Source organism: Chryseobacterium candidae (genome assembly GCF_004916905.1).
GTDB classification, from domain to species: domain Bacteria; phylum Bacteroidota; class Bacteroidia; order Flavobacteriales; family Weeksellaceae; genus Chryseobacterium; species Chryseobacterium candidae.
The window spans coordinates 73576-96178 of sequence record NZ_SDLV01000018.1 but is presented as its reverse complement, the minus strand read 5'-3'; the positions used below and the strand labels follow the sequence as shown (position 1 = coordinate 96178).

Sequence of the window (22603 nt, the reverse complement as noted above, 5' to 3'; positions counted from 1 at the left end):
CTATCTTTAGGTAACAAAACCAGAGGTTATGATAAATATTGTATTACCCGTAGATTTTGGGGACAAGACAGACCAATTGGTAGACGGTGCCATAAAATTTGCAAAACAGCTTAATGGCAGAATTTACCTGATCCACGTAGCACCATCAGATATCGGCTTTGCCATTGGTGATATGGGATTTCAATATTTTCCCGAAGTGGAAGCCAACGAAATCAGAGAAGAGCTGGTGCAGCTTAATAAAATTGAGCAAAGAATCATCAGCCATGATATCGATTGTGAGCATCTTTTAAAACAGGGACTTGCAAAAGATATTATTCTGGAACATGCAAAGGAAAAAAATGCAGATTATATTGTGATGGGATCACACGGCAGAAGCGGAATTTATGATGTATTCGTGGGAAGTTTAACCAAAGGAATTACTAAAAGTTCAACTATTCCTGTTCTGGTACTTCCAATTCACGACTAAAAAATAAAATTTTAATCGTTAGTAATAAAAAAACCGATCAAATCACAATGTTTGATCGGTTTTTTACTATATAACCAATTAATTAACCTTCTTTTTTGTAGATATTCGGATCGTAGTAAGGATGCTTACCTTCCGTTGGGGAATAATAGTCTTTATCTTTGTCACCACCTAGCGTAACCACAAGTACGTAGCACCAATAAGTAAATAGTACACAGCAAACTATAAATAGAATCCAGTTTAAAACATTTCCAAACGCATCAAAGAAACCGAAAGTCCATTTGAAAACTTTGCTTAAGAATAGAAAGAAAGACGTCATTATTTTCCTTTTTTAAATTAACTTTGTACAAATTTATAAAAAATGTTTAAATTACTTTCAAAAGAAAGCAATATTTTTTCAATTCCTGTTTATATTGGTTTTCTTCTTTTAGTAGTAATAATATTTAACATACTGAATTTCAATACATATGAAGCCATAGTTGCCGGGATAACTTTTCTGGGAATTGCTTTGGGATATTTTGGTTTTCACAGCATTGCCCTTAATTATCAGACCCATCTGCCATTATTTTTATACACCTTTTTTATTTTCGGGCTGTATCCCGGAAATCTGGATATAGGAATTGCCGTTTCTCTGCTTACCAATTCCTTTCTTATACTTCTTTTGACAAGTACAGATGAAGATATCAGAAAGAAGTCCTATGTATTGGTAGGATCTATTGTAGCCCTGAACTTTATATTTCTTCCTACCACGTGGCCGATGGCTGTTTTTGTAATCATACACGTGGTTGCTACCTCTGCCAAAATCGGGTTGAATCTTTTCAGGTTTCTTCTGGGAATTGGTCTGATTGCGTTCAGTTATTTCTCTGTAATGTATTTCGTTCAGTTCACTTCATGGAATATTGATTATTTTCCGTTTGGAAAAATGAAGCCGGTAACAGATTATACAGAACTTCTGCCGTTGATCCCTGTATTGCTGATGCTTATTTACGCAGTGTATGACCATTTTAAAAATTATAACAAGAAAAGTCCGATAAGCAGATATAAATATACTTTCCTGCTGGTCTTTTCTGTAGCACAGCTTATTTCCATCATTCTATATATGAATAAAAGCTATGAATATCTGCTTCTTCTGGCCTTTCCTTCAAGTATTATTCTGAGCAGAATGATGAGATTTTTACCTAAATACTGGATGCGTGAAGCCAGTGTATGGCTTATTATTAGTAGTTTACTGACCTTTAAAGCGGGTACAGTTTTTGATTTATTTTAAAAAATTATGATTCAGATAGACGATAAATTGATTTCTGAGGAAATTTTTTCCGAAGAATTTGTTTGCAACCTTACGAAATGTAAAGGTGCATGTTGTGTGGAAGGAGATGTGGGAGCTCCGTTGGATAAAGACGAGCTTGAAATATTGGACAGTATTTTTGATAAAATAAAGCCTTACCTTACCCAGGAAGGAATTAAAGCCCTTGAAGAACAGGGAACATGGACTACTGATCCACACGACGGAATGTATGTTACTCCCATGGTGGAGGACCGCGAGTGTGCCTATGTAACCTTTGATGAAAAAGGAATTACCAAATGTGGTATTGAGAAAGCATATGAAGATGGTGCTGTAGACTGGCAGAAGCCTATTTCATGCCATCTTTACCCCATCCGTGTTACGGAATATTCTTCCTTTACCGCATTGAATTATCATGAGTGGAATGTATGCAGCGATGCCTGTACACTCGGAAAAGAACTTCAGGTTCCTGTTTATAAATTTTTAAAAACTCCACTGACGAGAAAGTATGGTGAAGAATTTTATACTGTTCTCAGCGAAGCCGCTGAAGAATGGAAAAAAGAATATGGTTCTTAACTGATACGTATTTGAATGAAATAATAAAAACCGCAGAGAGATCTGCGGTTTTCTTATTGCTTACGGTAAAGAAAAAATGAATTAGTTCACTATTCCTGCTTTTTGGGTTCATCTTTTTTAGCTTTTTCCCATCCATCTTCCGGCATTAGTATCGCTATATTTTTTTCCTTTGTGAGGTATTTTTTGGCAACATCCTGAAGGTCTTTTACAGTAAGTGCTTTTACTTTATCCTGGTAATTCAGAATAGTATATTGATCACTTCCGTCTAATTGATTTTGGGCAATGCCCTGCAGCCAGAATCCATTGTCTTTAAGGCTGGTTTGATATTCATTGTATTCTCCTTCTTTATATTTATCAAGATCCTTTTGCTCCGGTCCTTTATCTATTAATTTCTGTAATTCGGTCATTACACTTTTGGTAAGCTTATCTGCATTTTCAGGACCACAAGGGAAATTGATACTAAAATCATAGGCACTATATGGGACTTTACTGAAACTTCCTCCTGCACCTCCGTTGTAAATACCGCTTTCGTCTTCTCTCAGTTTTTCAAGAACTTTAATCGTAGCTACTTCTCCAAGAGCTGAAAGCGCCAAAGCTTCCTTCTCATTATAAGGCGCTTCACCACTGTAAGAAATTGTTACAAGACTCTTCGGCTCTTTTCCTTTTTTATAAACTTTTGTGTATCCTCCTTTCAGTGGCCTGTAACCTGTATCTTTAAATGTAGATGATTTTCCTGTTGCAGGAAGTGAAGCAATATACTGCAGAACTTCATTTTTAAGCTGCCCTTCCTCTATACTCCCTACAAAATAGAAGTGGAAATTACCTGCATTGGCAAATTTCTGTTTGTAGATATCATAGGCTTTTTTATAATCTGTATTTGCCCAATCTTTTTCGGTAGGTTCAAGGCTGGTAAATCTTGGGTTTTTCTGATTGATAAATTTGGAATATTCATTGGAGAAATAATATTGTGGATCTGAATCTACATTCGCCAGCATTGAAGATTTCTTTGTTTTGTAGGCGCTGAATGATTCGGGATTGTAATTCAAGTCTGTAAAACAGGCATAAATCAATTCCATAGCTGTTTTCAGATCTTTTTTCGAACTTGTTCCGGAGATCCCGTCTGTAAGACCACCTACATAAGAGCTTACACTTACCTGTTTTCCTGCAAGATAATGGGTAAGATCTGTCTTGGAAAGACCGGCTAATCCAGCTTCCAGCAAAGCATCGAATGCAAATTTTGTTGTATTGTAATCAGCATCCGGAATGACAGAAACACCTCCCAGGCTTATTCCTGCAAAAACAATTTCATCGTCTTTAAAATCTGTTTTTTTTAAGGTTACTTTAGCTCCGTTGCTTAATGTCCAGGTGGTTGTTCCTAATTTGGCATCCGTTTCCGTTTTTGTTATTTTTCCTTCAGATTTGAAAGGTTTTATCAGACTTTCAATTTTAGTTTTTTCTTCGTAAGGTTTAAGATCAGCTATTTTAACAGTATCAAATGTATTCAGCACCATAGCCTCTGTCGGCATTTTAATATTATCTTTTTTTGGCCCTGTAATGACGATTACCCTGCTGTCATCTTTTACAAACTTTTTGATAATTCCATTGGTTTGCTCCAGTACTATGGTTGGAAGGATTTCTTTAATATGCTCATATCCCCATGTAATCCCAGGTATGGGCTCCTGTCTCAAGAAATTGTTCACATAACCATCTATCAGATCACCGCTTTCGTTTTTGTCTTTGTTGTTGTAGGCCCATTCATAAGATGAAAGCATCTGATCTTTTGCTCTGTCCAATTCAGATTGGGTAAAACCGAATCTTTTTGCTCTTTCCACTTCTTCCAAAAGGACTCTCAGTGCATTCAGCTGATCGCCGTCTTTTGTAGCTGCTGCTCCCTGAAATGCTTCTTTACTTCTTGCATAAGTTCCTCCGTGGTAAACAGATCCATAAGTAAAGGGTGGATTCGTAGAGTTAACCAGTTCTGCCAATCTGCTGTTCAGCATCATATTCACAAGACCTTCTACAATACTCTGATCATATTGCTGAACCGTTACATCCGGCTGGTACGTTTCGGAATCTTTGATGATGAATTGTACTCCTGAACCTGTTGCATCAGGATCAGTTTCAATAGCTACCATTGCTTCTTTATGATTCGGAAGATCAAAAGATTTTCTTTCTCTAGGTTTTGAAGGATTTTTATATTTGCTGAAATTATCCTTAATTTTTCTCTCGATTTCATCTATATTGATATCTCCAACTACAACAATTGCCATCAGATCAGGCCTGTACCAATCCTGATGAAATTTTCGGATAAGATCAGGTTGGAAGTTTTCAATTACTTCTTTTTTACCAATAGGAAGTCTTTCTGCATATTGAGATTGGTATAAAAGCTTAGGAAGGTATTTATCCATCATTCTTTTATCAGGTCCAAGACCTAATCTGAGTTCTTCCAGTACCACTCCTCTTTCTTTATTGATCTGTTCGTCAGAAAGTGTCGCATTAAATGCCCAGTCTTCCATCACTTTCAGTCCGGCATCGAGATTACCGGGTTTATCCAACGGAACAGGAAGCATGTAAACCGTTTCATCGAAACCTGTAGAAGCATTAAGGTGCTGACCGAACTTTACCCCAATCGACTGTAAAAAATCCACTAATTTGTTATCCGGAAAATTCCTGGTTCCATTGAAATTCATGTACTCCATAAAGTGAGCAAGCCCTCTTTGATTTTCGTCTTCAAGAATAGATCCGGCATTAATCGCCAGACGGAATTCTACTTTTTTCTCAGGTAAAGCATTTTTTTTGATGTAGTACTTCATTCCGTTGGAAAGAGTACCAATTCTTAAGGACGGATCCACAGGGATGTTTTGTCCATACATATTGACAGACATCAGGAAGATGACTGAAAACGAAGATAACATTCTTTTCATCTACATTATTTTGACCTTTCAAAAATATTAATTCTCCCAGCGATGAGGCTTTGCCAGAGGGTTAAATTCAAGTTAAAAAATGTAATTATAATAAAATGAAAACAAATTATTGTTTTTATGTTACTTAAATTAATTTTTAATTAAAAACATTCATTAATTAGTTAAAATAGACTAATTAAAAATAATGTCATTTTCTTATTTTACTCTTAAATTATAGCAAATCCGCTATGATATTCCCTTTCTAAAACAAAAAAAATATTATATCGTACTATGGTTTTATCATTTTAATTAAAAAAATTCAGTTATCAACCTATTTCTAAAACAACGCAATAGCACTTTCAACGAGCTTATGTGCTTTTCGGGTACATATTCTATACTAAAAAAACCGGGAAATTCCCGGTTCTTTATCTCTTAAAAAGCAATTTTTACTTAAAATCAGCATCCGAAACTCCGGAATTGATGACCACTTTGCTCGTTTTAATTGTCATTTTCTGACCTCCTCCCTCAGCTTCTACTTCAGCCGGAAACTGTATTCCATCTACAGCCATATAGCTTTTAATGGTTGCTTTACCTTCCCCTGCATCCGTCTTATATAAAAGTCCTGTTCCAGCATCGAAATAAAATTTTCCTTTGTCTGAAGACAATACATTATAGTCTTTTCCATCAAGTTTTTCTGTAGATACAGTCTGGAAATTAGACGCATCAAATGCTAAAGCATCCATTGGTTTTCCTTTTTTAAGGTCTGCAATTTTGTCAGCAGGAATATCTGTTTTAGTTCCCATCTGATCAAAATATCCTTTCTCACCGTCAAAAAGCTGCACCATTTCTTTACCCATGAAAGATTGTACAGATTTGAATTTATTCCCTAATTTCTTAGTGGTCATTTGGATTTCCATTCCCTGCACAGCAACTGTGTTATCAGTAATAGTAGATTTTACAGCGTCCAGTTTATCTTTTCCACCTAATGCTTTGAAATAATTATCAACAACATCTTTAGGTGTAAGTTTTGATTTCACTGCTTCTGTTTTAGCAGATGCAGCCGCTTTTTTCTGAGCTGCTGCAGGTACTGAGAAAAGTACAGCGCAGAAAAACGGAATAATGATCTTTTTCATATTTATAATAAAGTTTAAAGGGTAAATATAGGAATATTGGCGGACATACAGATAAATGATGAATGATAAGTGATGAATGATGAGTGATGAATATTTACATCATAAAAAAACCGCCAAAGAATTGACGGTTTTCAAATATTTATATCTGACTATAATTATTTCTTAAGTTCTTCTAAAAATTCGTCGTGAGAAATTTTAGTTTCTTTTTTGCTCGCTTTTTCAAGAATTACATCTTTCAGTTTAGCCATCGCTACTTCAGAAGAAATTTGTCTTACCTGCTCCTGGTCTTTCAACATTTCAACAGCATATTTCTGGATTTCTTCATCTCCTAAGTGGTGGATTCCGTAGATAGCCAATTGGTTTTTTACTAACTGTTCAGCCTGAGCCAATACATCAGCATAGTCAAGGTTGATTTCGTTTTCAGTCATCAATTTACCTTCGATGATCTGATATTTCAACTGGTTTTTCTCGGCTTCAAGAATTTCTTTAGCCTGATCTTCAGACTGGATATTCTGGTTAGAGAATAATAACCACTTCACAAGGAAAGATTCAGGAAGTTTTACTTCTTCTTTCTCAGTTACTTGTTCTAATACTTTATTCACGAAGTGAACATCAGCATTCTGTTGGAAATACTCGTCTAATTCAGTCTTAACTTTATCTTTAAGTTCTTCTTCGGATTTAATGTTTCCTTCTCCGTATACTTTGTCGAAAAGATCCTGATTAAGTTCAGCCAACTTTAATGAATAGAAATCTTTCACTTTAACTTCTAATTCATTGTGGTGCAGGTGCTCAACTTCTTCTTTGCTGAATCCTAATTCTTTAGCCAATTCTTCGTCACCTGCAAGAGTTTCTTTCGTTACTTTTACAGAACCTTCCATTTTCAAACCTTTTACCAATTTGAAAGCTTCTTTGTTTTCAGCTGTGATGGTAAGGTTTTTTGGGTGGTGGTGGTGCTCTCCTTCAGCATCTTCTTCCACAACCTGAGAAACTTCTAAAGCAATGTAAGAATCTTTAGTGATTTTATCCTGAGGAACCTGCTCTGCAAAACGCTTCTGCATGTTTTCAATACTCTTGCTGATTTCTTTATCGGAAGCTTCTACTTTGTAATGAGGTGCTTCATATTTAGCTAAATCTATAGTGAATTCAGGCTCATATCCTACTTCGAAAGCAACTTCTAATTGATCAGCATTGTAATCTAATTCGTTTACTGGCTGAGGAACAGGCTGACCAACTAATCTTAATTTGTTTTCATTAACATAGTTGTTTAAAGCATCAGAAACCTGTCTGTTGATTTCTTCAAATGCAATACCTGCTTCATATTGTTTTTTAACCATACTCAAAGGCACTTTCCCTTTTCTGAATCCAGGAACTTGCGCATTTTTAGCATAATTAATCAACTGCTTCTCTACTTTTTCTTTGTAGTCAGATTTTTCCAATGTTACTGTAAGCAATGCACTTACGTCATCATGGTTTTGTGCGGTAACCTTCATTATTGATTAAAATTTTAGGTTGCAAAAATAGGAATTTTTTATGAAAAAAACTCATTTAAAATCAACTTATAACGCCAAATATTGTTAAATAAAAAACCACCGGAGAATTCCGGTGGCCCAAACAAGATTAAAGGTATATTAATTAATAATATTATAGTTGGCCTGTGCATCTGTTTCACCTCCTGTATGAGTTCCGTAAATCACTCCGTTTCCACTAACAGCAGAAGCTTCAGAAACTGTTACCGGCTCATGGAATAATGTAAGAACCAGCTGGCTAGGTGCAGAAGCATTTTTTACCGCAGTATTGACCACCCATTTTGTTTTCAGTCCCACACGGTTTCCGTCATCTCTTTTGGAAGATTCATCATCTGTACGGGTTAAGGTGATATCTGAGTTTGGAAAGTTGTATACCAGGAAATGTTCATTTTTTGCTTCTTTAATTTCCTGAGTAGCATCTTCGTCACCATTTTTGAAAATAACTTCTACATTATAAGTGTGGCCATTGATCAGTTTAACATTAGGGTTCGTGGTACTGTTCACCTGATAATCATAAACTACAGGAACTCCTGTAGCTTCATCCGTTACTTTTAAAAGAACATCTGACAGTTCTTCCTGAGGAAGATCATCTGCTTCATCATCGCTTCTGTTACACGATGTTAAGCTTAAAGAAACGGCTAAGAATAAAAGTCCTAAGATAAGCGTTGTATTTTTAAAAATATTTTTCATGTTTTTGATTTTAAGTAATTAAAATTGATATTTAAGAGTTAAAATAAAGTTTCTTCCCATTTCGTTGGAAAAGAAACGAAGTCTGTTCAGATAATCTCTGTACGACGTATTGAATACATTTCGGACTGAAAAATCAATTCCGAAATTTTTAGACAGATTCACCCCTGTCTGAAGGTTCCAAAGGGAATATCCGTTTGGAGGTGTAGAAATATCCACTTCTTCATTGTAAGGATTTCCGTCAGAATCGAATAATCTGATCGGAACGTTATAAACAGGAAATCTTGTCTGTTTCAGATAAGTATTGTTACTCACTGTGAAATAGAAGTTTTTCCATTCTTTTTTACTGAATTCCAAGGAATTGTTAAAATTCGGCGGCATCATGAGAATAAGCGGTACATCATGAGTAGTATCCTGCCCATATACATAGGAACCGCTTCCTTTATACGTCAGATTATCTGTAATTTTAAGCTGAGCATCGATATCCAGTCCATACATTTTTGCATTGATCTGCTGATAACTATACTCTACAAAAGCTCCACCCCATTGTGTATTCAGATAACCTGTAGGAATCTGATTGATGAAATTCTGAGTATAAAAGAAATATGGGTTTACAGAAATGTTCAATCCTTTTAGGACATTTGCTTTTATGTCTGCCACTAAATTAAACTGATTTCCGGTTTCACTCTTCATTCTCATATTTCCTCTCTCAATGATCGCTGCAGAATGGTGAAGCCCATCTGCAAAAAGCTCTGCGATATTCGGAGATCTTGAAACTCTGGCGTAATTGAATTTCAGGTTAAAATATTCGGATGGGTGATAGACAATTCCACCGTTTACTGAAACATTATTATACGTTAATGATGGCTTGGTAAGAATTCTGTTTTGGTTTATTCTTACTACAAAATTTGAATAATCTGCCGCATATTTTTTATTCCAGTCGCTCAGACCAAACCATTTTGTTACATCATAATGATCGTAATCATATCTCCCCCCCAGTTCAATATCCAGTTCCGACGCAATTTTATATTTTAGTACAGAATAGATTCCTGCATAATATCTGTCATAGTTCGGGACAAGACGTCTTGCCTCGGTCTGCGTATTGGAATAGTTGTTCTGATACCCTGCGTTAATCCCTGTTTCAAGATTCCAGTTTCCTCTTTCTATCAGGTGATTTACATTAAGATCGTTGGTGATCAGCTCAAGATTCAATGCCGGTTTTTTACTCAAAGCTTCTGTACGTCTGATATCATATTCTTTTCTATGATTGTACTGAAAGCTGTAAGTAGCCGTTATTTTTCCAAAATTTTCAAACCTTTTGTAAGCCGAAACTTTAGCGATATGATGTTCAATTTCCTGTTTAGGATTGTCAATATCATAGCTAAAACCTCTCTGATAGATTGGTTCCGGAGATGTAAGAGCATTACGCAGATCTTCAGAGTTTCCTACGTGAGAACTTCTAAGGATTCCGACTGTGCTTTTCGTCAGATAGTAATCAAATGAAAAACCTTTTTCAAATGTCATCTTCTGTACACCAAAATTAAATCCTGAACTCTCAAGCCCTGTATTCATCAAACCATACTCAGGAGCTTCAAGATCCCCCAGCTTTTTATAGCTTCCATTGGTTTTGATGGCCCAGCCATTCTCCCAGGTTTTTGCAAGCTTAACATTGAGATCAGCCCCTCTTCCGTTTGAAATTCCGGAAAGAGAAACATTTCCCATAATAGTATCTTTCTTTGGTAAAATCTGAGGTTGTAAAACAACGACTCCACCTACAGCACCCGCTCCATATTTCAAAGCAGATGCTCCTTTAATCACATCGATATGTTCAAAATTATTGACATCCACGTTAGGAGCGTGTTCTACTCCCCATTCTTGTTCAGCCAGCTTCACCCCATCATTAAGAATGGAAACTCTGCTTCCATAAAGACCATGAATAATAGGCTTAGCGATATTATTTCCGGTTTTAAGAACATTGACACCGGAAATATTGGTTAATAAATTCCCTAAGTTTTCGGTGACATTTCTTGAAAGCGTTGATTTATCAAGTGTTTTCACCACCATGCTTCCATTGTTCTTGTGGCTTCCGTGAACGGTCACTGTTTCAATGTCTTTGACGTGATGCTCCAGCGTAATAACCAGATGTACATCCTGATAGACTCCTATATTTTCAGTATAATCATCACAATCCGGATGTTGTGCAATGAGTGTATACTTCCCTGCAGGAATTTTATCTAAAGAAAATTTACCTTTCTTGTCTGTTTTGGCTGTAAAGTTCCCGATTTTAATCACTGCATTTTCCAGCAATGTTTTATCATGGAAATCCTGAACGGTTCCCTCTACAGTATACGTTTTTTGTGCACTTGTAAATACTGATCCACAAAAGATCAGCAGCAGGCAATATATCAATTTCATTGTAAATAGATTGATTGCGTACCCTTTTCAACAGGGTACATTTTTCGTTAAAATTTGTGGGAAGGGTTAGTTTTGATAGTACAATGCATTCGTTGTAAGAAGTTAGGATCTGGAAATTAGTAATTGAACATTATTTAAATATCAATTACAGATTATCAGGTGTTTTTCCCAACAACTTTAAACTTTAAACATTGAATTTTAAAGTACAAAACTTTAAACCCTATAGAATCTATGAATTATGAAATTGTGGGCGGTCCCCGAAGCTGGAAGGTGAATTTGGTCTGTGACCAGATTTTCTCCTGAACGGCGATAATTTGTTTTACCTCATGGCTGTAATTCTCAACAGTAAAAGCGAATTCTTCAGGAGCTAATGTATGTCCGGTAACCAAAAAGTGGCAGGCCAGACAGTCGCCAGCTTTCTCTTTAGTAACGGCTTTCGTCATCGTATTCTCAACCTTTTTAAGATGAAAAGCCTTAAAATAGTCTACCGAATCGTGATGGTGAAAGCTTTGAGAAAGCAGCGCAAGGAAATACACTCCAAACAACAGCTTGGAGATAAAACTCTTTAGGTTTCTGCTTTCTTTAATAATCATGGTTCAAAATTATGAAAATAATTTAATTGTTTCCTTTAAACTTTTATTAAATTACTTAATGATTGTTGACAATAGGTAGAAATGAGTACGATTTTGTTACAAAAAAATGCTTCATCCTATTGAGTTGATGAAGCATTTATATTTTAAATTTAATCCAGTTGTGTTCCAAGATATTCCCACTCCTGTAAAGCTGTATCCAGCTCTTCCTTAGTTTTATTGTATTGTTCTAAGATTTCATCTGAAGGATTTTCTTTGGCAAAAGAAGCTTCCATTTGCTCTACTTTTGTTTCAAGCTCGGAAATTTTCTCTTCCACTTTCTTAATTTTATTCTGAATATTTTTTTGCTCTTTACTTACAATATTTGAAGACTGACTGCTCGTTACTACAGGTTTTTCTTCCACTTTCTTAGGTTCTACCTTTACTTCGCTGTGAAGCTTAGCTTTTTCTGCAGAAATCTCTCTGATGGTTTCCTTTTGTCTGTACTCAAGATATTCATTGATATCTCCCAGGAATTCTTTCATTTTTCCGTCACGGAATTCGTAGATTTTATCACACAATCCCTGAAGGAATTCCCTGTCGTGCGAGATTACGATTAAAGTTCCTTCAAAATTCTGCAGTGCCAGCTTGATAATTTCCTTAGACTGGATATCCAGGTGGTTGGTAGGTTCGTCCATGATCAGTGTGTTGAAAGGACGAAGTAACAGTTTACAAAGTGCCAGACGGTTTCTTTCTCCTCCGGAAAGTACTTTTGTCTTTTTAGTAACAGCATCTCCCTGGAAAAGGAAAGATCCTAATAAATCTCTTACTCTTGGTCTTGTTTCTTCTGTTGCTGCATCTTCTGCTTCTTCCAGAACTGTTTTATTAGGTGTTAAAACCTCTTCCTGATTCTGAGCGAAATATCCGATGTTAACATTATGCCCAAGATTCCATGTTCCGGAATAATCTTTAATATCTCCTGCTAAAATTTTGGCTAACGTTGTTTTCCCCTGTCCGTTCTGTCCTAAAAGAGCAATTCTGTCTCCTCTCTGAACGATAAAATCTACATCATCAAAAATCTGCTTCTGCCCATATGCTTTTCCAAGATTGATGGCTTCAAAGATTACTTTCCCCGGAACCATAGATTGTACGAAACGGATGTTGAACTTTGAAACGTCTTCGTTATCCACTTCGATACGTTCAATCTTATCTAATTTTTTAATAAGTGACTGTGCAAAAGAAGCTTTGGTAGCACTTGCACGGAACTTATTAATGTTATCTTCCATCTGCTTGATCTCCGCATCCTGATTTTTTTTAGCCTGAATCAGTTTTTCACGGCGGTCTTCTCTCATGACAAGATATTTGGAATAGTTCGCTTTATAGTCGTCAACTTTTTTGTTGTTGATATCAAAAGTACGGTTACATACCGCTGTCATAAACTGTTTATCGTGACTTACCAGAACAATAGCTCCCGGATAATCTTTGAGGAAGTTCTCCAGCCAGATGATAGATTCCATATCCAGGTGGTTGGTAGGCTCATCGAGAAGCATAATATCGTTCTTCTGAAGAAGCAGTTTTGCCAATTCGATTCTCATTCTCCACCCTCCGGAAAATTCATCAGTAATTTTCTGGAAATCATCGGCTTTAAATCCTAAACCAAATAATACCTTTTCCATATCGCCTTCAAGATTGTAGGCATCATGATTCATCAGAAGGTCATTCAGTTCGGTCATTTTATTAATCAGATCCGTGTAGGAATCACTTTCATAGTCAGTTCTCACTGTCATCTGGTGATTCACCTCTTCCAGCTCATCTTTCCAGGCATTGATCTGCTCAAAGGCCTGCATGGTTTCAGCCCATACCGTTCTTCCTTTTACAAAATCAAGATCCTGTTTAAGGAAACCAATGGTAACACTACCTTCCGTCACAACCTCTCCTTCGTAGAAATTAATTTCTCCGGAAAGCATTTTCAATAAAGTAGATTTTCCGGCTCCGTTTTTACCAACGAGACCCACTTTATCATCCTTTTTAATGGTGAAATTGACATTTTGAAATAAATAATTTCCTGAATGGTGTAACCCTAAACTTTGAACCGAAAGCATCTTAATTAATAATTAGTAATGAATAATGAATTTTCGGGTGCAAAAATACGGAAAAAGAAATGAATAGCCGAGAAATAAAAAAAGCAGCCAGTTTCGGAGCATTTTCCTTCTATGAAGACAGATGTTACCTTTTAAAAAGGAGACACCATAAGATGTCCCCTAACCTAAATTTAAAACTGAGAAGTGTTTTCACTAATTCTTCCATTCATTTAATCTAACAGCTGCAGGCGTTTTTACAATGGAACGAACCCAGATATCATTATTGGGCACGTTTGTTCCATAAAGAAAGTCAGCAACAAAGCTGTCTTCCGGCAGATGAAGTTCTACGGAAAGCCTTTTTGTCCGGCTTGTTTCATCAACGGAGGTACTGCTTGATACATTTAATCCGTTATTGATCAGCTCAATATTAATTTCACGTTGGGTTCTATCCCGGAAACTATTACTATACAATCCGAAGTTTGACGAAATATGAGTATAATCTGCAAATCTTCCGAAATCATATATTGGCTTTTTGTTTCCGGAAAGGTCTCTCAGGTATTCTTTCATTTTGATATAATATCTATTGAGAAAAGCATGTTTATTATAATCTGTTCCGAAGTAGGCTTCATTTTCTGTACTAAATACTGACAATATGGTATTGGTCTCGTCCATCATCAGTTTTCCATATACTTTTGACAGGTCATTGTATACTTTATCACGGCAGACATACGCCCGTGAAATGCCATCCACCGTTTCCACTTTATATCCTGAGAGTAAGGCATCCCAGATTTTATTTCCTTCAGCATTGGTTTTTGTATTTCTGATATCTGAAACATAATTATGCAGATCATCAACATTGATGAAATCTGTAGAAATATAAACAGATTGCGGTCCTTCCAGATAGCCGCCTCCAATATCAGCATGATCTCCTGGGACAAATACTTCTTTCCAAACTGATGGCTTATTTTCTGATTTCTGATCCTGCATTGTTTTCGAATTCTCAAAAATACCGGTAAGCGGAAAGAAAAACCTGCTCTCATTGACTGCACAGAAATGTAAAACATTTTCTACCTGTGAAGATATCTTCATATTATAAGTATTGAAAGGTTTGGACTCTACCGTATCAAAAAGTCCTAAAAATTTTATTCTGCAATTTCCTACCGCATAAAAAGTCAGAAGCTGATTACCGAAAGTTCTTGCCAGCATACCTCCTCTCCCGAATCCATAGATGTAGAAATGATATTCCTTAGTCTCATCACTTGCTGTTTTTTGCACAAAATCTCCGGCTTTCCGAAGTTTATCATCAGATGAATATCCGCTTCCATACGGCGGGTTTGCACATGTCGCCATGGCAAAATTATTATCCTCATTCCCTGTTACAGTACCAATTCCTTCAATATAAATCTTTTGATCTCCAAGGAACAGACTGTATAATTTATAGATATTGCTGAAAGTACCATAGTAGCTTTCATTATTGTTCAGCGGTTTATCCGGTGAAAGAATATTGACCCCATTGTTTCCTGTACCGTCAAAGAAAATCCCGACGGAAATCACTCTGTTACCATTCATGTTTCTACTTTAATTTTTTACTAAAGATCCTGTTGTGTTTTTTCAACTGACATCCCTAAAAGAGACATTCCAAAATAACAGAAGAAAAACAAGGTTAGCTAGAGTGAAAAGTACCAAATAAAAAATTCCGTATTTCTACGGAATCAATTTATATTTTTTCAAGTGAGTAAATATTGTTGACAATAGCATAAATCACTATTCCCACTGTATTTTTGGCTCCTATTTTTTCAAGAATACGCTGCCTGTGACTTTCTACAGTTCTTGGGCTGATAAAGAGTTTTTCTCCAATTTCGTTGTTAGTCAATTCCTGGCAGATCAGTTTTACCACATCTTTTTCTCTTTCTGATAATTCATCTTCAGTTTCAAACAGAGAATTTTTCTTGGCAGAACTGTTCATATAAGTAAACAGCATCTGATGATCTTCAGCCGTGAAAAATACCCCATTTTTATCTACCATTGTGATGGCATCAATGAAGGTTTTCTTATTCGAATTTTTGGGAAGAAATGCTGATACTCCCAGCTTAACCATGTATCCAAGAATAGAGGTTTTATAATGGGATGACAGAATAATAATTTTAAGATCCGGATATTTTTCCTTGAGGATTTCCACCAGTTCAAAACCGTTCATAGGTTTCATCTGAACATCTACGAGAGCAATATCAGGAAAATCATCTTTTAAAAGTTTTCCGAGGTCTTCTATAAAATCGGGGCCATTATCTGCGGTAAGGCAAACTGATATATTTTTTTCATTGGAAAGCAGCATTTTTACCCCTTCGAGGATCAGCTGTTCATCATCAATCAGTGCTAGTTTGATTTGGGAACTCATGATATTTTGGAATTTTTATAATTAAACGACTTCCTTTATTCGAAAAACTTTTTTTCCATTTGTGTATTGCGTTCATAGATTTGATACGGGATTCTATATTTTTGATTCCCATTCCTTTTTTCACTTTTTCATATTCAAAACCCTGTCCGTTATCAGAAATCACCACTGCCATATTATCAGGATAATCTTTAATGTAAATCCAGATATCCGTTGCATCGGAATGCTTGATCACATTGGTGGTAAATTCCTGAATAATCCTGTACAGCTGTACTTCCACGAAAAGATCTTTCTTTTCATATCCCTGCATTACCTGCAAAGAGATATTAATTTTATGGGAAAGATTGGCTATTAATTCTTCAACATATAAAACCAGCCCTACCGACTCCAGATTTACCGGGTATAATGAATGGGAAATACTTCTGGAAGCGTCAATCAGCGAAGACATCTGGCTGTAGATATTTTTTTTGATCTGCTCATCACCCTGGGTATCAAGGTTATTCAGCCATAAAGAAAGAATATTAAGGCGGTTTCCGATGTCATCATGAATCATCACTGCAATTCTTTTTCTTTCTTCTTCCTGAGCTTTAATATTTTCCAGAACTAATTTTTTCTGATGGAGTACTTCTGCTTCATGCTGTACGTTTTTTTCCTTTATAATTCTGGTAATAAAAGCTCTGTAGGCCAACAGAATAAAGGATACTATAATTGCTATGGTAACAATTATAAGGATCAGCAGATTGATATTTAAAGTTACTTCTTTAATCTGAAAAATGTGTATAAAAATGAACAGTACAAAATACTCGATAGAATATTATTGGCACTGAGAATGGTATAGTAATCGTTTTCCGACAGATTGGCAATCTGATGCTGAATAATAAAAATAAATACTGAAACTGAGTAATAGAAAAAAATACTGGCATCTACAACAAGAAAACGGTTCTGAGCAGAGGTATTCTTAATCTCGAGAATCAGGGTAAATCCGGAAAGGCAAATAATTATAATATTGGAAACCACTTTCGCAATATCAGCATTTGCAGGATAGTCAAATCCGTATTTCGAGATCATAAAGCCCGCAGCCAATACACCTACAGTTAACAGAACGTATCTTGACCAGTCCAGTTTCCTGATAAATAAGCCGGTCAGTAAAAAAAACTCTCCTGCAATGTATAAAGGATATAGGAATGATGTGTCATTCAATCTGAAGATATAAGGCAGAGCCAGATTCAGCAGTTCAATAAAAAAAAGAAAAGCAATACAATGAAAATACTGCTTTTCTTTATGATTTAATATGCGGTATTTTGCTGCTCCCAGCAGTATAACAGATAGGAGCAGTGCATAGTTCAGGAATAAAATTGCCTTATAAAGTTCAGCCATTCCTCAGTGTATCATTTAAAATTCGCATCCTACACCTTCATCCGGTATACGGCAGATAGGAGGACATGGTTTTGCCCAATCGTATGTATTTGAAATAGCTTCGGCTCCAAGTTCTGCATTCCTAAGGTTTTCACGGAAAGAGATAAAAATAAGAGTTACCAGCATTTTCCCATAAATATCATTGTATCTGATACCAAAAGAACAGGTAATACCTGCCAAACCATCATCAGAAAGGCAAAGGTCTGCAGTAGGAACATAGAATTTTCTGAAGATTCCACTTCCCTGATTTTCTCTGCTCTCTTTGTAAAACCAATCCATACCTTGATTTCTCCAGCGTTCAATAGCATCTACAGCTTTGTCCTGCTCAAGAATTGGTGTATTGGAAACCGGTAATCCCATATTGGCATTCTTTTCCATGCTTTCAAGATCTTTAGACAGAACAGCATTTTTAATAAGAGTGTATTCCTGGATCTCCTGGAGTCTAATATCTTTTTCCAGCTGGGTAAGGAAGCTGTATGGATATTCTTTTGCATCTATTTTTACTCCCTCGTTATCGATAGGATAAAAAATAAGAATCAATCTGTCTCTGTAAACTCCTACTGCAGCACAAAAGTCTTTATACTCCCTGAACCCTTTCATCCACTCAAGGTGTTCTCTGGAAATATTAAAAACATAGTTAGTAGGGATAAGTTTTTGAATTTTGGAAAAGTCAGAAAGGGACGCTTTCCACTGGTTTGATGCTGCTCTACATTCTTCTCCAGGCAGCATATAGTCTACAATGTTTAATGTTGACATAAGTATAGTTTTTAGTCGTATAAAAATATACAAACTAAACATGCTACGCAAGAAGATTTTAATTAATAATTTTTCACAGTAATATGATAACAGCTCTGTTGCTTCTCTTTGATATAATATATTCTACCAATCTTCTCATAATGCTTTAAAACTTTCTCCAGAGCTATTTCCATTTTCGGATTGTATTTTAGAACATTGTTAAATCTCACATAAGAAATATCAAAAGAATTCCCATAATTATGAGAACTAATCCCTAATGAGGCATTAGAATTCACTCTTCTTAGCCTGCACTGATCTTCAAGCGTTCTTGTAATGGATGAAACAGTAAATGTACCGCCTTTTGTATCCTTGCTGAACTTAGATGCTATTTTCTCCAGCGTGGTTTTTGCCTTTGATACCATATAAGCCCTGCTGTAATCAAGCCTTTGAACATGATATCCCTTCCCGGATTTTTTTACTTTGTGGAATTTACCGCTATTGATGTATTTCTGTACGGTCCTGGAATCTTTCAGCAGCTGTACCCCAAAACTTTTTGAGGCATCAAGATGAGATTTATAAAGCGGCGTTGGTTCAACCTTCAGTACAGTGGCAAGATCATAACAGGGAAAATCTTTTTTAGCTGCCTGCGAATAATGTAAACTATAAATAAAAGGTACAAAGACCACGCAAAAAAACTTTCTCATTCACCATCCTTTTAAATTACAAATGAAAGATAAAACATTTATGTTATATCTTTCAAAACTGACTATTATACTCTCTCAATAAATCCCAAACAAACTTTACACCAAATTGCAGATTTTACAATTTTTGTTCTCTCTTTTTTGAAATATTTTTAAGATTTATCTTTTTACTTTAAGATTTAAATTTTACATTTGAGATACTTTAAACAATAAACAACATGATAAAAAAACTTTTCGCTGAATTTTTCGGCACATTTTGGCTTGTTTTCGGAGGATGTGGAAGCGCTGTTTTCGCAGCCGGTGTTCCAGATATTGGCATCGGACTTTTAGGAGTTGCTTTAGCCTTCGGTCTTACTGTTCTTACTATGGCTTACGCTGTAGGACATATCTCAGGAGGGCATTTTAATCCGGCGGTTTCGTTTGGACTTTTAGCAGGAGGAAGATTTTCTGCAAAAGACCTTATTCCTTACATTGTAGCACAATGTCTGGGCGCAATTGTAGCAGCAGGATGCCTGTACACGATTCTTAACGGAGCCGGAGCGGTAGAATTCTCAAAACCCGGAGATTTCGCCACCAACTTCTACGGTGAAGCCGTTTATAACGGAAAAGCTTTCAGTATGGGAGCAGCATTTCTTGCTGAGTTTTTATTAACCGCATTTTTCCTTATTGTAATCATGGGAGCTACGGATAAGTGGGCGAATGGTAAATTTGCAGGTCTTGCTATTGGTCTTGCTCTTACTTTGATCCACCTGATCTCTATCCCGATTACGAATACTTCTGTAAACCCTGCCAGATCACTTTCTCAGGCAGTCTTTGTGGGAGGAACTGCAATGTCACAGCTTTGGCTGTTCTGGGTAGCTCCTATTTTGGGAGGAATTGTAGGAGGTTTAATCTACAAGTTCTTACTTCAGAGAGATACTGCTGAAATTGCAGATTAATTTTAAAATAACATTCAATGATAAAATCCTGTCAGGCGGCAGGATTTTTTATTTTATTTTTTTGATTTCAAAAGGATTTTTAAAGATCAGCTCTTCATGCTTTCCTTTGATTTCCATTTTACGCTGAAGAAGGTTCAAAGCCATTTTTCTGATAAAAAGATCCTTGTCATTCAGTTTCCAGTAAGAATCCTTATGAAGATTTCTAGGCTGGCGAATCAGATAAAATTCAGCTTCCCAGGTATCCACATTATGATAGAACTCTATGATTCCGCAGTGTTCAGGGATAAGGGCTGCATCTACCATTCCCATTGGAAGCAAAAAGCTAAAGGAATTGCATACATAATCGCCACAGGAAATTTTATCATGTTTCAGAAATTTTTCTCCGGTATCTTTATTCAGGTATGATTTTTTGAAATCATTTTTGAAATCACTTTTTGAAAGCTTAATTTCAATTTCGTGACTTTCACCTTCTGAATTGATGATTAAGATATCTGCTTCCCAATCTGCCTGAAAATAATTCGTCAGTACGATTTCTTTTTCAAAATCGCAATGGGAATGAATGTAGGCGTGTATGAGTTCTTCTATTTTGATCATTGATATAATTGTAAAATGTACAATGTAAAAAGTATTAATGATGATGCGCTCTCCTAAAAGTCAATATTGTAAACGCTAAGTTCACAAAGTTTTTTTATTTACCTACTGTTTAAAATGTTCGCAGAGTTGTTTCACTCAGCAAAAGCCGCAAGGTATTTTTATTTATTATGATCATACAAAAATTGACAAGCGAAGCAAATTGACGATTCACAATTGCTTTTATATTTAACTTTTAGCTTACCAGCAGACTGCATCCTCTGATATCGGAATGATCTATTCTTCCTAAGACCTGAAATTTATCTCCTATTATTTTTCCCAAATCCTGTGTTGCAATAAATGAGCAGGAATGGGTGTTGGCAAGATCAATAATATTAATAGCTCCTGTTCGGCCTTCTTTTTCATAAGCTAAAGGATCTTCTGCGTTGCGAACCATAATTCTCATCCAGTTTGGACACTCATATTCATTATTTCCAAGGGAATAAGCCTGTGAAAGCAACTCTGTCATAGAGTATTCGGAATAGATTTTCTCTGTTTTAAGACCTTCCTGTAATATTTTCAGCAATTCATCCTTTGTCATTTCTTCCTTTCGCCCTTTCATACCGCCGGTTTCAATTACCACTAAATTTTCGGGGAAGTTCATGGATTCTTCGCTTTGTTCATGGCAATAATCCAAAAAGTCCAGAAGAGCAAAGGAAACTCCGAAAAGAATCACTTTTTTATCCTTCAATGTGTTCAGGAGTTCAAAGAGTTCGGCATGGTTATAAAGAAAATATCCGTTTTCCGGTTTCCCGGATTTTTTCATCAGATAATCTACCATATAGATCAGTGATGAATTCTGTCTCTCCAGATAACTTGGAAGCAGCCCCAGAAAAATAAAATCTTCCGGTTTTCCGATAAACTGATCAAAGCTTTTGTAAATACTCTCCTCATAAAGCTCAGTATCTGCGATGAAATGTTTTGAAAGGTTCATTTGGGTTGTTCCTGAACTTTGAAAAAAAAGATCCGTATCAATATTTTTATCCAGAATCTGATGGTTTTTAAACATTTCAATAGGAAGAAACGGGATTTTCACCAGACTATCGACCTCATCGGGATTAACCTTCAGAAAATCAACAAATTTCCTATATATTTCAACATTTCCATATTGATAACGAAATGTTTTCAATGAGGCATTCAGAAAATCCTGTTCATTCTCTATGTTGAATATATTTTTCAATTCCATAATTTTTGAGTTTCTTAATCCCTTACTACAAGGCAATTACAGAGATAAAATATTGTTTTTAAATAATTTTTTAATGCATTAAACCTATTTTGGTAGACTTATTGCAATGTGTTACTTGGAATATGGATTAAAAACAAGAGTGGGTTTTTCCACCCGTTCGAAAGTTACCTCTTTTAGGGGTAATTTTTTTTGCTTTATTTTTGAAAAGTTTTCAGTTCAAAATCTTTTTCAAAAACCCCGTACGTGAAATAGGAAATCCAGTCTCCAAGGTTGATATATTTTGCATTATGGTCCAGATCCAGTACCATTGGCAGGTGTCTGTGTCCATAGATAAAGTAATCAATCTTCTGAGTTTTCAGTTTTTCTTTGGAATAAATGATGAGAAACTCTTTATCTTCTCCCAGAAAAGCTTTGTCTTCTTCTCCTGAGATCATTTTATTTTTTTGGGAAAGATACAACGCTACTTTCATTGCAATATCGGGATGAAGCCATTTGAAGAACCATTGTGCCAAAGGATTTGTGAATAGTTTTTTCATTCTTTTATATCCTTTGTCTCCGGGTCCCAAGCCATCTCCGTGAGCCAGCAGAAACTGCTTCCCTCCCATTTCAAAATATTGTTTCTGATAGAATACGGTACAGCCAATCTCTTCTTCCAGATAATCTTTCATCCAGAGATCATGATTTCCGACAAAGAAATAAATATGAATTCCTCTGTCTTTGAGTTCTGCAATTTTTCCAAGTACCCGGACATATCCTTTGGGAATAACATGCTTCCATTCATGCCAGAAGTCAAAAAGGTCACCCATTAAAAACAAAACCTGAGCATCTTCTTTGATCTCATCCATCCAGCGTATAAATCTATCCTCCCGTACCTTGCTTTCCATGGGTGTAGGAGCACCAAAATGCTGATCCGAAGCGAAATATACTTTTTTTCCAGGTTCTAAATTAATTGTTGTTTTTAACACCTTCT

The 22603-nt window shown here is 35.9% G+C and carries 21 protein-coding genes; 4 read left to right on the top strand and 17 right to left on the bottom strand.

Going from position 1 to position 22603, the window contains the following annotated elements:
- Window positions 1-28 precede the first annotated feature (28 nt).
- Entirely contained in the window at window positions 29-466 is a 438-nt protein-coding gene (locus EK417_RS09940; RefSeq protein ID WP_076596364.1) for a universal stress protein, read from the top strand.
- Between the two features lie 82 nt (window positions 467-548).
- Here EK417_RS09940 and EK417_RS09935 read toward each other — a convergent pair whose 3' ends face one another.
- Window positions 549-782, bottom strand: coding sequence for a DUF6341 family protein (locus EK417_RS09935; protein ID WP_047434770.1), 234 nt, complete (start codon window positions 780-782; stop codon window positions 549-551).
- Between the two features lie 42 nt (window positions 783-824).
- Here EK417_RS09935 and EK417_RS09930 point away from each other — a divergent pair, with 42 nt between their 5' ends.
- Window positions 825-1730 (top strand): DUF6427 family protein, encoded by a 906-nt coding sequence (locus tag EK417_RS09930; protein ID WP_136522084.1) that lies wholly within the window; start codon window positions 825-827, stop codon window positions 1728-1730.
- A gap of 6 nt (window positions 1731-1736) precedes the next feature.
- Entirely contained in the window at window positions 1737-2321 is a 585-nt protein-coding gene (locus EK417_RS09925; protein ID WP_136522083.1) for a DUF3109 family protein, read from the top strand.
- Window positions 2322-2410: 89 nt separating this feature from the next.
- Here the strand turns inward: EK417_RS09925 and EK417_RS09920 are convergent, their stop codons facing one another.
- From EK417_RS09920 to EK417_RS09860, 13 genes are all read right to left on the bottom strand, one after another.
- Complete coding sequence (locus EK417_RS09920) at window positions 2411-5245, bottom strand: M16 family metallopeptidase (protein WP_136522082.1); 2835 nt, start codon at window positions 5243-5245, stop codon at window positions 2411-2413.
- 425 nt (window positions 5246-5670) lie between these two features.
- Window positions 5671-6357, bottom strand: coding sequence for a hypothetical protein (locus EK417_RS09915; RefSeq protein WP_136522081.1), 687 nt, complete (start codon window positions 6355-6357; stop codon window positions 5671-5673).
- 155 nt (window positions 6358-6512) lie between these two features.
- Window positions 6513-7847 (bottom strand): trigger factor, encoded by a 1335-nt coding sequence (locus EK417_RS09910; RefSeq protein ID WP_110367075.1) that lies wholly within the window; start codon window positions 7845-7847, stop codon window positions 6513-6515.
- Window positions 7848-7985: 138 nt separating this feature from the next.
- On the bottom strand, window positions 7986-8573 hold the full coding sequence (locus tag EK417_RS09905) for a hypothetical protein (RefSeq protein WP_076596370.1): 588 nt from the start codon (window positions 8571-8573) through the stop codon (window positions 7986-7988).
- Window positions 8574-8591: 18 nt separating this feature from the next.
- Window positions 8592-10985, bottom strand: coding sequence for a TonB-dependent receptor (locus EK417_RS09900; RefSeq protein WP_136522080.1), 2394 nt, complete (start codon window positions 10983-10985; stop codon window positions 8592-8594).
- A gap of 236 nt (window positions 10986-11221) precedes the next feature.
- Window positions 11222-11578 carry a hypothetical protein gene (locus EK417_RS09895; protein ID WP_168801974.1) on the bottom strand — a complete coding sequence of 119 codons (357 nt, stop codon included), beginning with the start codon at window positions 11576-11578 and terminating at the stop codon, window positions 11222-11224.
- Between the two features lie 149 nt (window positions 11579-11727).
- A complete protein-coding gene (locus EK417_RS09890) occupies window positions 11728-13656 on the bottom strand; it encodes an ABC-F family ATP-binding cassette domain-containing protein (RefSeq protein WP_136522079.1) in 1929 nt (642 codons plus the stop codon).
- Window positions 13657-13848: 192 nt separating this feature from the next.
- Window positions 13849-15204: a T6SS phospholipase effector Tle1-like catalytic domain-containing protein gene (locus EK417_RS09885; RefSeq protein ID WP_110367072.1), complete on the bottom strand. Its 1356-nt coding sequence runs from the start codon at window positions 15202-15204 to the stop codon at window positions 13849-13851.
- Between the two features lie 148 nt (window positions 15205-15352).
- Entirely contained in the window at window positions 15353-16030 is a 678-nt protein-coding gene (locus EK417_RS09880) for a response regulator transcription factor (RefSeq protein ID WP_076596375.1), read from the bottom strand.
- Window positions 15999-16715, bottom strand: a complete 717-nt coding sequence (locus EK417_RS09875; protein WP_228402552.1) for a sensor histidine kinase — start codon at window positions 16713-16715, stop codon at window positions 15999-16001. The genes EK417_RS09880 and EK417_RS09875 overlap by 32 nt, the downstream gene beginning before the upstream one ends.
- A 65-nt stretch (window positions 16716-16780) precedes the next feature.
- Complete coding sequence (locus tag EK417_RS09870) at window positions 16781-17404, bottom strand: hypothetical protein (RefSeq protein ID WP_076596377.1); 624 nt, start codon at window positions 17402-17404, stop codon at window positions 16781-16783.
- Between the two features lie 15 nt (window positions 17405-17419).
- The gene (locus tag EK417_RS09865; protein WP_228402554.1) at window positions 17420-18199 is read right to left on the bottom strand and encodes a hypothetical protein; all 780 of its coding nucleotides are present in this window, start codon (window positions 18197-18199) and stop codon (window positions 17420-17422) included.
- A 62-nt stretch (window positions 18200-18261) separates the two neighbouring features.
- On the bottom strand, window positions 18262-18882 hold the full coding sequence (locus tag EK417_RS09860; protein ID WP_076596378.1) for a DUF5715 family protein: 621 nt from the start codon (window positions 18880-18882) through the stop codon (window positions 18262-18264).
- 218 nt (window positions 18883-19100) lie between these two features.
- Between EK417_RS09860 and aqpZ the strand changes: the two genes are divergently transcribed.
- Window positions 19101-19817 carry an aquaporin Z gene (gene aqpZ, locus EK417_RS09855; RefSeq protein ID WP_076596410.1) on the top strand — a complete coding sequence of 239 codons (717 nt, stop codon included), beginning with the start codon at window positions 19101-19103 and terminating at the stop codon, window positions 19815-19817.
- A 48-nt stretch (window positions 19818-19865) separates the two neighbouring features.
- On the opposite strand, the gene EK417_RS09850 is transcribed toward aqpZ, so the two are convergent.
- The 3 genes from EK417_RS09850 to EK417_RS09840 form a co-directional block, all read right to left on the bottom strand.
- Window positions 19866-20411, bottom strand: a complete 546-nt coding sequence (locus EK417_RS09850) for a hypothetical protein (protein WP_136522078.1) — start codon at window positions 20409-20411, stop codon at window positions 19866-19868.
- Window positions 20412-20643: 232 nt separating this feature from the next.
- Window positions 20644-21633, bottom strand: coding sequence for a LuxE/PaaK family acyltransferase (locus tag EK417_RS09845; protein WP_181446076.1), 990 nt, complete (start codon window positions 21631-21633; stop codon window positions 20644-20646).
- 194 nt (window positions 21634-21827) lie between these two features.
- Window positions 21828-22598, bottom strand: coding sequence for a UDP-2,3-diacylglucosamine diphosphatase (locus tag EK417_RS09840; protein ID WP_136522076.1), 771 nt, complete (start codon window positions 22596-22598; stop codon window positions 21828-21830).
- Window positions 22599-22603: the final 5 nt, after the last annotated feature.